This window comes from Lactococcus protaetiae, from assembly GCF_006965445.1.
Lineage (GTDB): Bacteria > Bacillota > Bacilli > Lactobacillales > Streptococcaceae > Lactococcus > Lactococcus protaetiae.
The window spans coordinates 1860281-1875231 of the sequence record NZ_CP041356.1 but is presented as its reverse complement, the minus strand read 5'-3'; the positions used below and the strand labels follow the sequence as shown (position 1 = coordinate 1875231).

Below are 14951 nucleotides of genomic sequence, written 5' to 3'. Positions count from 1 at the left end.
ATGATTAAAAAGTAATAACAAAGCATTTTATATTATTTTATAATTATGAGCATTAAATGAGAAACTTTTGTCGTCCTCATAATTTTTTATCTCAGCACCTTCTATATTATCATTAGATTGAAATTTTGAAGTGATTACTTCATTGGTGGGGATTCTTTCTCCCCCACCAATGTTAGGACACAACCTCACATCTCCGCTTCGCTTCGTTATCCATTCGCTCTATCTCCGCTTTCCTACGCTGTCGATTTCGCTAAGACCTTAAGGAAGTAGAACGAAAGCGGAGCTTAGTGCTGCTAAGTTAAATTTTGTATTGAGATAAAAAATTAGTCGTATATCATTTGGTGCAAAAAGTTGTGCTAAATCACATCTTATTTAATTGAGTTCGGTGCGCTTGAAATTAGCGAAAATAGATAAATTCCAGAACCGTGCTTCCACACGAACCTGTAATTTCCTAATTTCCCTAATTTCAGGACGAGCGCCCCTCGCATCTTATTTAATTGAGTTCGGTGCGCTTGAAATTAGTGAAAATAGATAAAATGTTCCAATGGAATGTGTCCATCTCCATCTTTCCTATTTTTCAACCTTTCAGAGCAGTCGAACTCATATCTTAAAGGAGCTTACTAATGAATCAAACAAGTAAAGTCAAAGTAAGAAATCTGGTTATTGCCGCAATGCTTACTGCTCTGGGTATCTTAATCCCTGCAATAATGCCTGCAAAAATCATCATCGGCCCCGCTTCATTTACACTCGCGTCACACGTTCCTGTTATGGCTGCAATGTTTTTCAGCCCTGTGATGACAGCGTTTGTTGCCATTGGAACAACGATTGGATTCATGATTAGCACACCTGTACCAACGATTTGGTTGCGTGCTGCAATGCATATCATCGTAATGACGGCAGGTGCATATTTCTTGAAAAAACATCCAGAAATTATTCATCAGAAGGTCAAAATTCAAGTTTTTAATGTTATCCTAGGTATTTTTCATGCAGGGTTAGAAGCATTTATTGTCTATGTTTTCTATGCTTTTGGTTTTGCAACACTTGACCAACATGCGCTTTTCAACTTTTTACTATTGATCGGTTTTGGTGGATTAGTTCATAGTTTTATTGATTTCAATCTAGCTTTGGGCTTGTGTAATGTGCTGAGCAAAGCGTTTCCAATTGATGTTTTTGATCGAGCAAAACCATTTTTACTGAAAAATAAAATCAAGGCAAAAAGTTAAGCCATACTATAAAGAATGGGTCATAGCATAAGACAAATTGTCAATGTCGCAAGAAAATGATAAAATAATGCTATGTTAAAACAAATAGAATTTGAAAAAATTCCAGATTTACTGGTTAAATTTGATGAACCCCTGTCAAAATATACTTATACTAAAGTGGGAGGACCAGCCGATATTTTAGTTTTCCCTTCTAGCATTGAGGCTCTGACAACATTGCTACAACTGGCAAAGCAGATGAGTGTGCCAATCACTGTGCTTGGAAATGCTTCTAATCTCATTGTCCGAGATGGTGGAATTCGTGGAATCGTCATCTTACTTGAAAAGCTAAAACGCGTGAATGTTGCAGGTTTTACAATTGAGGCACAAGCTGGCAGTACGCTAAAAGAAGTCACTCAAATTGCACAACAAAATGCACTTTCAGGCTTTGAGTTTGCTTGTGGTATTCCTGGCTCAATCGGTGGTGCAGTATTTATGAATGCTGGTGCTTATGGTGGTGAAATTTCACAAGTTCTTGTCAGCTGCAAAGTGATTGATATTGACGGAAATCTGTCAGTACTGACAGCTGATGAAATGAAGTTTGGTTATCGTCATTCGATTATTCGAGATGAAAATCTCATTGTGCTTTCTGCCAAGTTTGAACTTCAAGCAGGAGACCCTATTCAGATACAAAATGAGATGAATCGTTTGAATTTCCTTCGTGAAAGCAAACAACCGCTTGAATATCCAAGCTGTGGTTCTGTTTTTAAGCGACCAGAAGGACATTTTGCCGGTCAATTGATTCAAGAAGCTAAGTTGCAAGGAACACGTATAGGGGGTGTAGAAGTCAGCACAAAACACGCTGGCTTCATGGTAAATGTAAACTCTGGTACAGCAACAGACTACGAGCAATTGATTGCAGATGTGATTGAAAAAGTTCATGCTCATTCAGGAATTATACTTGAGCCAGAAGTACGTATTATTGGGGAAAAATAAGTTCATCAAAGCAGTGCGTGCTAATACCCCTACCTCTTAGGTAGGGAAAAGCAGCACTATGCTTCGAATTTCGTTCGACTAAATTCAGTGGTGAGTTGCTCTTTTATCAGTCGCTTCAGCGACTAGAGAAAATGGACAAATGTTTTACGAAACTCCCACTGAATAAGTCTTGACTTCATTTTTCAACTTGATAAATTATAAATTTTAAGCTATAATTAATTCTGTTCTGTGTAAACAGAAGATTTGACCGCTCATAAAACTTTGTCAGTTCAATACAATTAAAACGGGTATTGAATCAGCGAATGACAGAGTTGTCAGTATACTGACAGAAATAAAATTTACTGACACAATAGTCTGTCAGTAAATTTGAGCCAAGGCCAGACGGACAGCCGGGTCAAAAGCCGAAATTGGCGACTTTTGTTGCCTTATTGATTAACTGTAAACTCAGTTATGAGGATGAAAAGCCTCACCCAAGAAAAACACGCTTGTGCGCATCAATAAAGTATTTCAGGTTCTTCTGCAAAACAGATTCTACTCGGAATTTATGCCTTTTTGGCTATTAAATATTGAATGTTAACCAAGTGTGTATTGCACTTGGTTTTTATTATTTTCAAAGGAATATTTAATAAAATGACAAAAAACATCATCGAATTTAAAGAAGTCACAAAGACTTATGCAGATAGTAATACTACCGTGCTAAAAAACGTTTCTTTTGAGATTGAAGAAGGTAAATTCTACACTCTTTTGGGTGCATCTGGTTCTGGAAAATCAACCATCCTCAATATTATTGCAGGACTTTTGGATGCTACTTCCGGTGACATCATTCTTGATGGTAAACGAATCAACGATTTGCCAGCGAACAAACGAGATGTTCATACAATATTCCAAAGTTATGCGCTCTTCCCAAATATGAATGTTTTTGACAATGTTGCTTTTGCACTCAAAATAAAAAGTGTAGATAAAAAAGAAATTGCGACACGTGTTTCGCAAGCTCTTAAAATGGTACGACTAGAAGGCTACGAAAATCGTTCTATTGCAAAACTCTCTGGTGGTCAAAAACAACGTGTCGCCATTGCACGCGCTATTATCGACCGTCCCAAAGTTCTCTTGCTTGATGAAAGCTTGTCAGCACTTGACATGAAGCTCAGAAAAGATATGCAATATGAACTGCGAGAACTTCAGCAATCTTTGGGCATTACTTTCATCTTCGTTACTCATGACCAAGAAGAAGCCCTCGCCATGTCAGATTGGATTTTTATCATGAATGAGGGAGAAATCGTCCAATCTGGTACACCAACGGATATTTATGATGAACCAATCAATCACTTCGTTGCAGATTTTATTGGAGAGTCCAACATCTTAAATGGTAAGATGATTAAAGACTACCTTGTTGAGTTTAACGGACAACAGTTTGAAGCTGTTGATGGTGGGATGCGCAAAAATGAAGCGATTGAAGTCGTCATTCGTCCAGAAGACATCTGGTTTACTCTGCCAGACGAAGGTAAATTTAATGTCAAAGTTGATACACAGCTCTTCCGCGGTGTTCACTACGAAATTGTTGCCTATGATTCATTTGGCAATGAATGGCTTATCCATTCCACACACCGTGCCATTGTGGGTGAAACTGTTGGTGTTGATTTCGAACCTGAAGCAATCCATATCATGCGTCTCAACGAGACGGAAGAAGAATTTGATGCTCGTATTGAAGAATACGTAGAGGAAGAAGAACAAACGATTGGACTTGCCAATGCCGTCGAAGAGGAGAATGCCGAGGAAGAAGCAGCTATTCAAGAAGCTGTTAAAGAAGCATTAGAGAATACGATGGAACTCACAGAACTTGCTGAAACGGTCAATGAAATTCTGCATAAGCAAGAAGCAGAAAATGAACAAGAACAAACAGGAAATAAGAACTCGCAAATCCCAAATGATGATAGAGTAGAAGACAGCGGGGTGTTGCCACGATGACCAAGCGTATCTACTCTATTCCTTATTTTCTCTGGATTTTCCTCTTTGTTATCGTTCCTCTTGTGATGCTATTTTGGCAGTCTTTGTTTGATTTGAATGGTCATTTTACTTTAGCAAACTATATCTTGTATTTCACGAGTGGAACTTATCTGATGATGACTTGGAATTCAGTCATTTATGCTTTGATCATCACTGTCGTAACACTAGTGATTAGTTATCCCGCTGCCTATGTATTGACAAAACTTAAAATGAAGCAATTTTGGTTGATGCTGATTATATTACCTACGTGGGTTAACCTTTTGCTTAAAGCTTATGCCTTCATTGGAATTTTTGGTAAATATGGCTCTGTTGATGGATTTTTGAGTTTTATTGGTCTTGGACGTCCGCAGCTTCTATTTACGGATGCAAGTTTCATTCTTGTTGCAAGCTATATTTCAATTCCCTTCATGGTTTTACCTATTTTTAATGCACTTAATGACCTAGATGAAAATCTGGTAAAAGCCGGCAGTGATTTAGGAGCTTCAAAGTTACAAACCTTTACTCAGATTATTTGGCCGCTTTCGCTCAATGGGGTACGTGCTGGAGTTCAGGCTGTGTTTATTCCCAGTCTTTCACTCTTCATGTTAACACGTCTGATTGGTGGTAATAAAGTGATTACACTGGGTACAGCGGTAGAAGAGCATTTTTTGACAACGCAAAATTGGGGAATGGGTTCAACCATTGCTGTTGTCCTTGTTATTGCCATGTTGCTTGTCATGCGACTGACTAAAGAAAAAAGAATTCATACATCGTCTCCGTCAAAGAAGAAATGGAGTGCTAAATCAATAAAAGAAACGGAGGAAACTCATGCAAAATAAACGTCCTGTTGGAAAAATCTACCTTGCTTTTGTACTCGTCCTTTTGTATGCTCCCATTTTTTATCTTATTTTCTATGCTTTCAATGCCGGCGGTGATATGAGTAAATTTACAGGTTTTACATTAGATAATTTTAAAGAGTTGTTTGCGGACCAACGTTTAATTTTGATTGTTGTTCAGACTTTCTTTCTGGCTTTTTTAAGTTCGCTTATTGCTACCTTGATTGGAACATTTGGAGCAATGTATATTGTTAGACTAAAGGATAGAGGACGTGATGTTTTATTAGGTTTAAACAATGTTTTGATGGTTTCACCAGATGTTGTTATTGGTGCCTCTTTCTTAATTCTCTTCACAATGATTGGAATGCAACTTGGTTTTGTTTCAGTCCTTTTAAGTCATATTGCCTTTTCTATTCCGATTGTCGTGTTAATGGTAATGCCACTCTATCAAGAAATGGACAAATCACTGGTTGATGCGGCTAATGATTTGGGGCGACCCCTTCACAGACTTTGCGTGAAATTGTGCTTCCTTATTTGACACCAGGGATTATTGCAGGATTCTTCATGGCCTTTACTTACTCGCTTGATGATTTTGCAGTTACATTCTTCGTAACTGGGAATGATTTTACAACTTTGTCTGTTGAAATCTATTCTCGTGCACGCGCAGGAATATCGTTAGAAATCAATGCTTTATCTGCGATTGTATTTCTCTTTTCAATTGTACTAGTAATAGGGTATTATTTTATTATGAGGGACTCTGATACGGTCGGAAAATCTCCGAATTTGACTTAAAAGATAGATTGGAGAATCAATTGAAAAAATTACTTTATTTCTTTTTAGGAATTGTGGCAATTACAGTGCTACTTGGTTTTGCAACCAATCGTATGAAAGCTGCAGATGGATTAAAAACAGCCAATAATAGTCTAACTATTTTTAACTGGGGCGAATATATTGATCCTGCTTTGATTACAAAGTTTGAAAAGCAAACAGGGTATAAAGTGAACTACATGACCTTTGACTCAAATGAGGCGATGTACGCGAAAGTGAAACAAGGCGGAACAGCTTATGATATTGTTGTGCCTTCTGACTATATGATTGAGAAAATGGCAAAAGAACATCTGCTCATGAAGCTTGACCATAAAAAAATCAACGGCTTGAATGATGACGACCCTAAGTTACTCAATCCTGCATTTGACCCTGACAACCAATATTCTGTGCCTTATTTTTGGGGAACTTTAGGGATTGTTTATAATGATAAAACAGTGAAAAATCCACCAAAAGTCTGGAATGATATTTGGTCACCTGCTTATAAAAACTCTATTTTGCTGACTGATAGTGTCCGTGATGTCATGGCAATGGTTTTGAGTAAACAAGGCTACTCGCTCAATACAACTAATAAAAAGGAACTTGATATTGCCTATCAAGATTTACTTAAATTAACACCGAATGTAAAAGCAATTTTAGGCGATGAAATCATGAATTATATGGTTAACAATGAGACGCCTATGGCAGTAGTCTACAGTGGGCAAGCAGCTGAAATGACTTCAGAGAACAGTCATTTGCATTATGTCATTCCAGAGCGAACAAATATTTGGTATGATAATCTGGCTATTCCTAAAACTGCTAAAAATGTTAAAGGAGCCTATGCCTTTATCAATTTTATGCAGGAGCCTAAAAATGCAGCTCAAAATGCGGAATGGGTGGGTTACTCTACACCAAATATGAAGGCTAAAGCCCTATTGCCAAAGGATGTGCGTAATGACAAAGAATTTTACCCTGATGAATCTGTCATTAAAGATGATGAAGCCTATAAAAATTTAAGTCCTTATTGGACAGGTTTTTACAATGATTTGTATTTGGAATTTAAGATGCATAAATAAAAAACTTGAGATACAACATTTTATTATAAAAATAGTGAATGAGTCCAATTTTATCAAGAGATAGTTGGACTTTTTTACTAATATATAAAAGTATAACATACTTAATTATTGACAACAAGATATAGGTATGATATACTTTTATCATGGAAGAAGAAAAAAAATACTATGAGACAAAGGCAAGTGAAAAAGAATATCTTGCCTGGTATAAAAGTCAGGACTGGAAAAGTTACGAGAAACCAGCCATGACGATTGATAATGTTATTTTTGGTTTTGATCCTAGTGATAATCAATTAAAAATTTTGTTAATTGAGCGTAAAGCACACCCTTTCAAAGGAAAGTTCGCTTTGGTAGGGGATTTGTGGATGCTAGTGAATCTGCGAAAGAAGCAGCTTTACGTGAAACCAAAGAAGAAACAGGGGTTGAACTTACTCAGGATAATCAAATGTGGCAGATTGGAGCGTTTACTGACCCCAACCGTGATCCGCGACAATGGATAATCTCTGTTGCTCATGCGACTTTTCTATATCCTTTTGTGACTCCAATCGCTGGTGATGACGCAAGGAGTGCACGTTGGTTTACAATAAATAGGAATAAAGATGGAGAGTTGGAGTTTCTTCATCCCCAAGCGTACGTCTCTCTCGATGATTTAGCCTTTGACCATAAAGATATTATTTTAACTACTTTCAAACGCATCAAAGAAAGTTTAGATGTCACTCCTGATATTTTGCATGTTTTAGGAGAGGAATTTCTTTCCACGGATGCTTTAAAAGTTTTAAAGTACTTCGATGAAAAATTTGAAAGTTATTCGACGGGGAATTTTGTGAAGATTTACGTGAAAAATAATCCTATTCTTATGGATACAGGTCGATTTGGTAAAAAGCCTAAGAGTCCAGGAAGACCTAAAAAGATTTTAAGTTTTAGGAAATAAGAATGGCGAGTGCGCTGCGCTCGTTTCGTCTTTGAAATAATAAAAGTATAAAATACCTAAAAGGAGAAATGAATATTGGAAACTAAAAATATTAATAAACAAAAACTGAAAGGAAAACAGATTGGATTAACATTTGGAGCGTTTGCTCCACTTCATGTTGGACATCAGCAATTGATTTATAAGACTTTAATGAATAACGATGCTGGACTTGTCATTGTAACAGGCTATGATGGAGATAGAGGTGATAAAATAGGTCTTTCATTGGAGAAGCGTTTCCGTTATCTTCGTGAAGCTTATAATGATGAACTAAATCTACGCGTGGCCATGCTAAATGAAAATGGGATATCAGAATATCCAAAGGGTTGGGAAGAGTGGAGCAAAGCTTTGATAACGATTGTTAAAGAAAGCATTGTAGAAGATTTTGAATCTGTCAACTTCACACTTTATGTGAGCGAAACTGAGTATATTGATGATTTTAAAAAACGTCTTCCGTCAAACTTTACTGTGGAAATGCAAAATCGACAAATGATTGAGATATCGGCCGCAGAGATTAGGGAAGATCCTATGAAACATTGGGACAAAATTAATCGTGCTTTTCGCCGTCATTTTACTAAAAAAGTATTGATTGCTGGCTCTGCGAGTACAGGAAAATCAACGCTAACTCGGCGTTTAGCACGCTCCATCAATGCGCCCTTTTCGGAGGAATATGCTAGATTTTATGAAGAAGAGGCGAATATTACTGATGAAGAACTGAAAGCAACCGGTTATGCTAATTTTATATTGGGACAGAGTGCGGCAAATTATAAGGAAATTTGCAGTCCGTCAAATAATGGTATTACTTTCTTTGATACAGATGCAATTGTTACACAGACTTATGCGGATCTTTATCTTTCAAAAGAAGAAAATGAGCGGCTGAAAGATTTATTTGATATTATAATTGCTAAAGAGAATTTTGATTTAATTTTGATTATCCCACCTATAACAGATTATGTAGATGATGGTTTTAGGAATATGGAGTGGCAAACAAGTCGGATGGAATATCACAATAAGCTGTTATGGTATTTCAAACAGTATGGTTTTGAGGATAAGATTGTTTTACTAGACAAACAAGGTAAAAACTCTCAGGAAGGATTTTATCTTCGTTACCAGCAAGCGATTAAAGCAATAGAAGTCCGTTTAAATATAAAGATTGAACATTTAAAATAGAAAATTTTAGAGGAAAATATGATGAATACAAAATTAAAGATTTTATCTCAAGGAATGAGCAATAGCTTTAACCCTAAAGTGATAATAAAAGAGTTGACCACCCTCTCTATCAGAGATTATATCTTATTGGCAATTTTACTCTTTTCACAGATTATCGCTTATCTTTTTTCTGGAACTTTTGATATGATGAGTAATCTTATACTTATTGTTGAACTGTTTACCATTGTCAATTTGATTTTGGTCAATCGAGGTCGTTTGACAAATTATACTTTTGGATTAATTTCTACGATTTTTTGGTTTATTGTTGCTGCGCATGCACATCTTGTTGGAGATATGTTTTCCCAAAGCTATTATCTGGTGATGCAGTTTATTGGCATCTATGCTTGGCAAAAAGATTTATCTGAAACGCATGGAACAGAAGTCACTCCTAAAAAAATCACTATAGGTAAGGCACTTTTGGCTATTGGTGGTTTTGCGGTAATTTATGGTATTGTTCTTTTGACAAGCCATCATTTGGGAGGGCAACAAATCTTCTTGGATGCTACCTTGCTTCCTTTAGCGATTATTAGTCAACTTCTCATGACTTATGGTTATCGTAGTCAGTGGATTGGCTGGATTTTGATTGATGTGATTAATGTAACGATTTGGTTTAATACTTGGCAAAGTTCGGGAAATTCTTTTTTGGGAATGTTCATTCTTCAAATTGCAATGCTTATTAATGCCTTTTATGGTGCGTATCTTTGGTTTACAAAGGATGCGATGCAAGAAGTGGAAGCTCAAAAGATATAAGAGGGCTTTTTATAACTTGGTCAGCACTGACAGAATTATTGTCAGTATACTGACCAAGTTTTTTGCTTTATTTTTTTATCTTGCAAAGCTCGTAAAATAGTGATACAATCTATTTGTAGAAATTTTAAACGGTTTCACAACGTTATCTCTTCGGTTGGGGATAGCGTTTTTTATCTAAAAGATTAGGAAAAAATAGATGTTAATAGAATTATTCGAAGCAAAAATCCCCGATTTTAACATGGAAATGATGGAGTTGACACAAATTCTCGCTGCATTTCAAAATGGTGATGGGCTAACGATGAAACGTTATAATTTGATGAATCAGCCAGAAGCATTTACTCGTTATCCGCAAGTCATGCAAATGTTGCAAAAAGAGGATACGCTCCCACTTACGCTTGTTGATGGAGAGGTTGTGCTGATTGGTGAGTATCCAACAATTGATGATTTGACGGAAATTACAGGAATCAGTTTTCAAAACGTTGGCGGTTGTGGTGATAATTGTGAAAATTGTTCATGTGGTGGTCATTGATTGGTCGCAAATAAAAACATTACTGACAAATTTCTGTCAGCAATGTTTTTTGTTTGTCAGTACGGTACTAGACTTACTTTAAGGCTGTAAGGTAAGAAATCTAGTCGAATAGTATTACAAGAATCAGCTATAAAAATATTGTTTTATTTACAAGTAAATAAGCGGTTCTGGGGCAGAAATTCAAAGGGCTTTATGTTATAATATGGACATGATAAATTTCAAAAAAAATGAAATATTTGAGGCGGATGTGATTGACTTAACTCACGAAGGACAGGGTGTAGTTAAGATTGAGCATTTTCCTTTTTTTGTAGATAACGCACTTCCTGGTGAGCGCATTATGATGCGTGTCTTAAAAGTCGGAAAATCTTTTGGTTTCGGACGTGTAGAGCAATTTTTAACACAAAGTGAGCATCGTGTGAACGGTGTTAATTTGGATTATTTGCGGACAGGAATTGCTGATTTTGGTCATCTTTCGTACGAAGAACAACTTAAATTTAAACAAAAACAAGTCTGTCAGTTACTGACAAAAACAGCGCACAAAGAAAAATTTCCTGTCAGCAACGTTATTCCTGCTGACAGAACACTCGCTTATCGTAACAAAGCTCAAGTGCCCGTTCGCGATATTGATGGTCTTTTGACCACAGGATTTTTCAGAAAAAATTCACATACACTGATTCCAGTTGAAAATTTTTACATTCAAGCGCCTGAGATTGATGCTGTCATTTTATTTCTACGTGATGAATTTCGCAAGATTACTGTCAGCAGTTATGATGAAAAAACACGTCAGGGCTGGCTACGCAATATAGTCGTCAGAAAGGCGTATTATAGCTCTGAGATAATGATTACACTTGTCGTAACCGCTGACAAGTTACCAAAAGGGACTGACCGACTTCTGTCAGCACTGACAGAAAAATTTCCTAATATCAAATCTGTCCAACTTAATATAAATGCTGACACAGGCTCTTTCATTTTAGGCAAAAAATTCAAAGTGCTTTATGGTCAAGGATATATCACTGATACAATGCTTGGCAAAACTTTTCAGATTTCAGCGCCAGCTTTTTATCAGGTCAATACGGAACAAGCAGAAAAGCTGTATCAAATTGCCTATGATTTTGCTGACTTGAAAGCGACGGATGTTGTTATTGATGCTTATTCAGGGATTGGAACAATTGGGATTGGAATGGCAGATAAAGTCCACCAGATTTATGGAATGGAAGTGATTCCAGAGGCTGTGAGTGATGCAAAACATAATGCTAGACTCAACAATCTGAGTAATACTCATTATGAAGTAGGAACGGCAGAAGCAATTCTTCCAAAATGGCTCAAAGCGGGGATTAAACCCGATATTGTCTTTGTTGACCCACCTAGAAAAGGACTTGATGAAACTTTTATAAGAGCGGCTTCTGAGACTCAAGCACGAGCAATTATATATATTTCTTGTAACCCTGCCACCTTTGCGCGTGATGTTGTTCGTTTTGAGGAACAAGGCTATCAATTAGACAAAGTTCAGCCTGTTGACCTCTTCCCGCAAACTCATCATATTGAACTAGTAGCAAATTTTATTAAAACAAGTGCGTGCTAGTATCAAAGGATAAAGCAGCACTATCTTCACTGCGCTCCGCTATCCATTCTCGCTACGGCACAAAAAAAGTGCCTAGTCGAAGTCGCAACTCGCTACGTGCTTCGCACGCCGTTCTACGAACGGTCTCCGCAACTTCGTTGGTCCGCTGTCCTCTATATTCGTATGCAAGCATAGCTTGCAACGATAGAGGCAAAGCGATAAGGCGAAATGGCACGTTTTGAATTTCGCCCGACATAAGTTCAGCGAGATTTATCTCCCGCTAAACAAGTCTTGACTATATTAGAAAGTAATTCATGATTCGTATTACACAAATTAAACTTTCAATTGATGAGCCTGTGTCAAAAATTAAAGCGCTCATTTTGAAAAAACTCAAAATTTCTGAGCATGAACTCCTAAATTATCGAATTTATAAAGAATCCATTGATGCTAGACATCATGGTGAAATTGATTTTATCTATACTGTTGATGTTGCTACTCAAAATGAGGGCAAAATATTGGCTAAAAAGCTAAAAAATGTTTCATTGGCTCCCAAGCTTGATTATAAAAATCCTGAGCATGGCATCAAAAAAATGCAACATCGTCCACTTGTTATTGGCTTTGGACCTGCTGGGATGTTTGCCGCCCTACTTTTAGCGCAAAATGGTTACAAACCCATTGTTTTAGAACGTGGAGAAGCAGTTGATGAACGTGTAAAATCCATCGACGAATTTTGGAAAAAAGGAAAATTAAATCCAAAATCTAATGTCCAATTTGGCGAAGGGGTGCAGGAACTTTTTCTGATGGAAAATTAACCAGCCGTGTGCGAGATTTACGTGGTCGTAAAGTCCTAGAAGAATTTGTCCTTGCTGGTGCACCAGAAGATATTTTATATAAAGCGCATCCTCATGTCGGCACAGACTTACTCCGAGATATTGTCAAAAAAATCCGTGAACAAATTATTGCTCTTGGAGGAGAAGTTCATTTTGAAGCGCAAGTTGAGCAGTTCATCATTGAAAATCAAGCACTTAGCGCTGTGAAGCTTGTTGATGGAACAGTAATTAATGCTCATCAAGCCATATTAGCTATTGGACATTCGGCGCGTGATACTTTTTCAGAACTTTATGACAAAGGAATTCAAATCACAGCAAAACCTTTTGCCGTTGGTGTGCGCATTGAACATCCTCAAAAGCTAATTAATAAAGCACAATATAAAGAATTTGCCGAAAATAAAAGGCTGGGTGCTGCTGAATACCGCCTCACTTATAAATCTTCTTCTGGTCGCGGGGTCTATACTTTTTGTATGTGCCCAGGAGGTCTCGTTGTTCCTGCTGCTTCTGAAACAGGTCGATTAGTTACAAATGGAATGTCAGAACACGCGCGCAATCAAAAAAATGCAAATTCTGGACTGCTTGTTCAGGTTTTTCCAGAAGACTTTCCGACAACTCATCCTTTGGCTGGTGTAGAGTTTCAACGAAAATTAGAAGCGAAAGCTTTTGAACTGGGAGGTTCTTCTTATAAAGCGCCTGCCCAACTTGTTGGTGACTTTCTTGATGGTAAAGCTTCAACGGCTATGGGAACGGTGGAACCGAGTTACGCACTAGGAGTTACTCCTAGTGATTTGGAGCAACTTTTTCCAGAATATATCACTACTCCAATGAAAGAAGCAATTATCGGTTTAGATAAAAAATTACACGGCTTTGCTTTATCAGATGCTGTGTTGACTGGAGTAGAGTCACGTTCTTCCTCGCCTGTTCGTATCAATCGCGATGAAGAAAGTTTTCAATCTGTGTCCACCAAAGGAATTTATCCTTCTGGTGAAGGAGCAGGATTTGCAGGTGGCATTGTTTCGGCCGCAATTGATGGTCTAAAATGTGCAGAGGCACTCATTTCAGAATTTGTCCCTCCTGAAATCTAATACTGTTTAACTTTTCATCTAATAGTTTTACTACGTAAAATTAAATGTGAACTAATATAAGCACGATTAATCTGTTGTGAAACCAATGACGGATTGACGTTGCATTCTAGCAGCATAGCTCTATGAATGCTCTCTGTGCTATCGTATCTCTGCATCTATAAAGTTCATATCTCAATGGAGGAATATTTTTTGGCACATAAACATCATGATTATGAAAGTGAATCCGAGCAATTTTATGATCATATTGCGAATAATTTTGACCACACTTTTGATGGTTTTTTAGCTCGTTTTTTTAAAAAATTTATCAAAAAGAATCTAGAATTTCCTGAGCAAAGTCGCATTTTAGATGTGGGTTGTGCGAATGGCACTCTTCTTGGTATGTTGAATGAAAAACACACTATTTTAGGAAATGGTTTAGATATCTCATCCGAAATGGTAAAAGTAGCGACAAAACTTCATCCAGAATTTACTTTTAAACGAGGAACTGCAGAGGAAATTCCATTTGAAAGTACATCGTTTGATTTACTCATTTGTTCGGCAAGTTTTCATCATTTTCCAAACCCTAAGCGCTTTTTGTCAGAAGCAAAACGTTTACTGACAGCTGACGGACGTCTCGTCATTGCAGAAATTCATATTCCTGTTGTCACTAAAATTTACAATTGGCGACTGAATCGTTTTTCCACTGAGGGAGATGTGAAAGTTTATACTCCAAAAGAATTAGCAAAACTTTTTGAGAATAACGGCTGGAAAATCAATAGGAAGAAAATTTTCTTCCAAATTCAATATTATGAATTAGAAAAAATTCACTGACAGAACTGGACGATTATGTTTAACTTAGCAAGTGAGTGAGTGCTTTCGTTCTGCTAATATCGTTGGGGGAAAAAGAATCCCCAACGATGAAGTAGTCACTTCAAAATACTGACAAAAATCTGTCAGCAATTCAAAAGTTCATCAGTGATTTTTGTAAGCAATAACGCTATATCTAAACTATTGAAAAAACACATACTGCCCTACCACGCTGTCCGTTTGCTTAGCCAAGAGCAAACGACGAAACGACTGATAAAAGGGGAGATTAATTGCAGAACAACTAATAAAACGAGCAGTTATTCCAGTATAGAAAAAGAGAAAT

10 protein-coding genes and 3 pseudogenes are annotated in these 14951 nt (G+C 37.0%); all 13 read left to right on the top strand.

Annotated features, from left to right (window positions below):
- The first annotated feature begins 623 nt into the window (after positions 1-623).
- The 13 genes and pseudogenes from FLP15_RS08965 to FLP15_RS08905 all read left to right on the top strand — a co-directional run bounded on the left by FLP15_RS08965 (position 624) and on the right by FLP15_RS08905 (position 14632).
- Complete coding sequence (locus tag FLP15_RS08965; protein WP_142766836.1) at positions 624-1223, top strand: hypothetical protein; 600 nt, start codon at positions 624-626, stop codon at positions 1221-1223.
- Positions 1224-1295: 72 nt separating this feature from the next.
- Positions 1296-2195, top strand: a complete 900-nt coding sequence (gene murB, locus FLP15_RS08960; protein ID WP_142766835.1) for a UDP-N-acetylmuramate dehydrogenase — start codon at positions 1296-1298, stop codon at positions 2193-2195.
- Positions 2196-2825: 630 nt separating this feature from the next.
- Positions 2826-4160: an ABC transporter ATP-binding protein gene (locus FLP15_RS08955; protein ID WP_142766834.1), complete on the top strand. Its 1335-nt coding sequence runs from the start codon at positions 2826-2828 to the stop codon at positions 4158-4160.
- Positions 4157-4939: pseudogene (locus tag FLP15_RS08950) on the top strand (ABC transporter permease); the annotation flags it as partial. The gene FLP15_RS08955 and the pseudogene FLP15_RS08950, both read left to right, overlap by 4 nt.
- A gap of 67 nt (positions 4940-5006) precedes the next feature.
- Positions 5007-5806: pseudogene (locus tag FLP15_RS08945) on the top strand (ABC transporter permease).
- Positions 5807-5826: 20 nt separating this feature from the next.
- Positions 5827-6894 carry an ABC transporter substrate-binding protein gene (locus tag FLP15_RS08940; RefSeq protein ID WP_142766832.1) on the top strand — a complete coding sequence of 356 codons (1068 nt, stop codon included), beginning with the start codon at positions 5827-5829 and terminating at the stop codon, positions 6892-6894.
- A gap of 358 nt (positions 6895-7252) precedes the next feature.
- Positions 7253-7822 (top strand): NUDIX domain-containing protein, encoded by a 570-nt coding sequence (locus FLP15_RS08935; RefSeq protein WP_142766831.1) that lies wholly within the window; start codon positions 7253-7255, stop codon positions 7820-7822.
- A gap of 75 nt (positions 7823-7897) precedes the next feature.
- Entirely contained in the window at positions 7898-9028 is a 1131-nt protein-coding gene (locus FLP15_RS08930; protein WP_142766830.1) for a nicotinamide-nucleotide adenylyltransferase, read from the top strand.
- 18 nt (positions 9029-9046) lie between these two features.
- On the top strand, positions 9047-9817 hold the full coding sequence (pnuC, locus tag FLP15_RS08925) for a nicotinamide riboside transporter PnuC (RefSeq protein WP_142766829.1): 771 nt from the start codon (positions 9047-9049) through the stop codon (positions 9815-9817).
- Between the two features lie 196 nt (positions 9818-10013).
- On the top strand, positions 10014-10346 hold the full coding sequence (locus FLP15_RS08920) for an arsenic metallochaperone ArsD family protein (protein WP_142766828.1): 333 nt from the start codon (positions 10014-10016) through the stop codon (positions 10344-10346).
- A gap of 202 nt (positions 10347-10548) precedes the next feature.
- Positions 10549-11928, top strand: coding sequence for a 23S rRNA (uracil(1939)-C(5))-methyltransferase RlmD (gene rlmD, locus FLP15_RS08915; RefSeq protein WP_142766827.1), 1380 nt, complete (start codon positions 10549-10551; stop codon positions 11926-11928).
- A gap of 293 nt (positions 11929-12221) precedes the next feature.
- A pseudogene (locus FLP15_RS08910) lies at positions 12222-13822 on the top strand (NAD(P)/FAD-dependent oxidoreductase).
- 189 nt (positions 13823-14011) lie between these two features.
- Positions 14012-14632, top strand: coding sequence for a class I SAM-dependent methyltransferase (locus FLP15_RS08905; RefSeq protein ID WP_142766826.1), 621 nt, complete (start codon positions 14012-14014; stop codon positions 14630-14632).
- Positions 14633-14951: the final 319 nt, after the last annotated feature.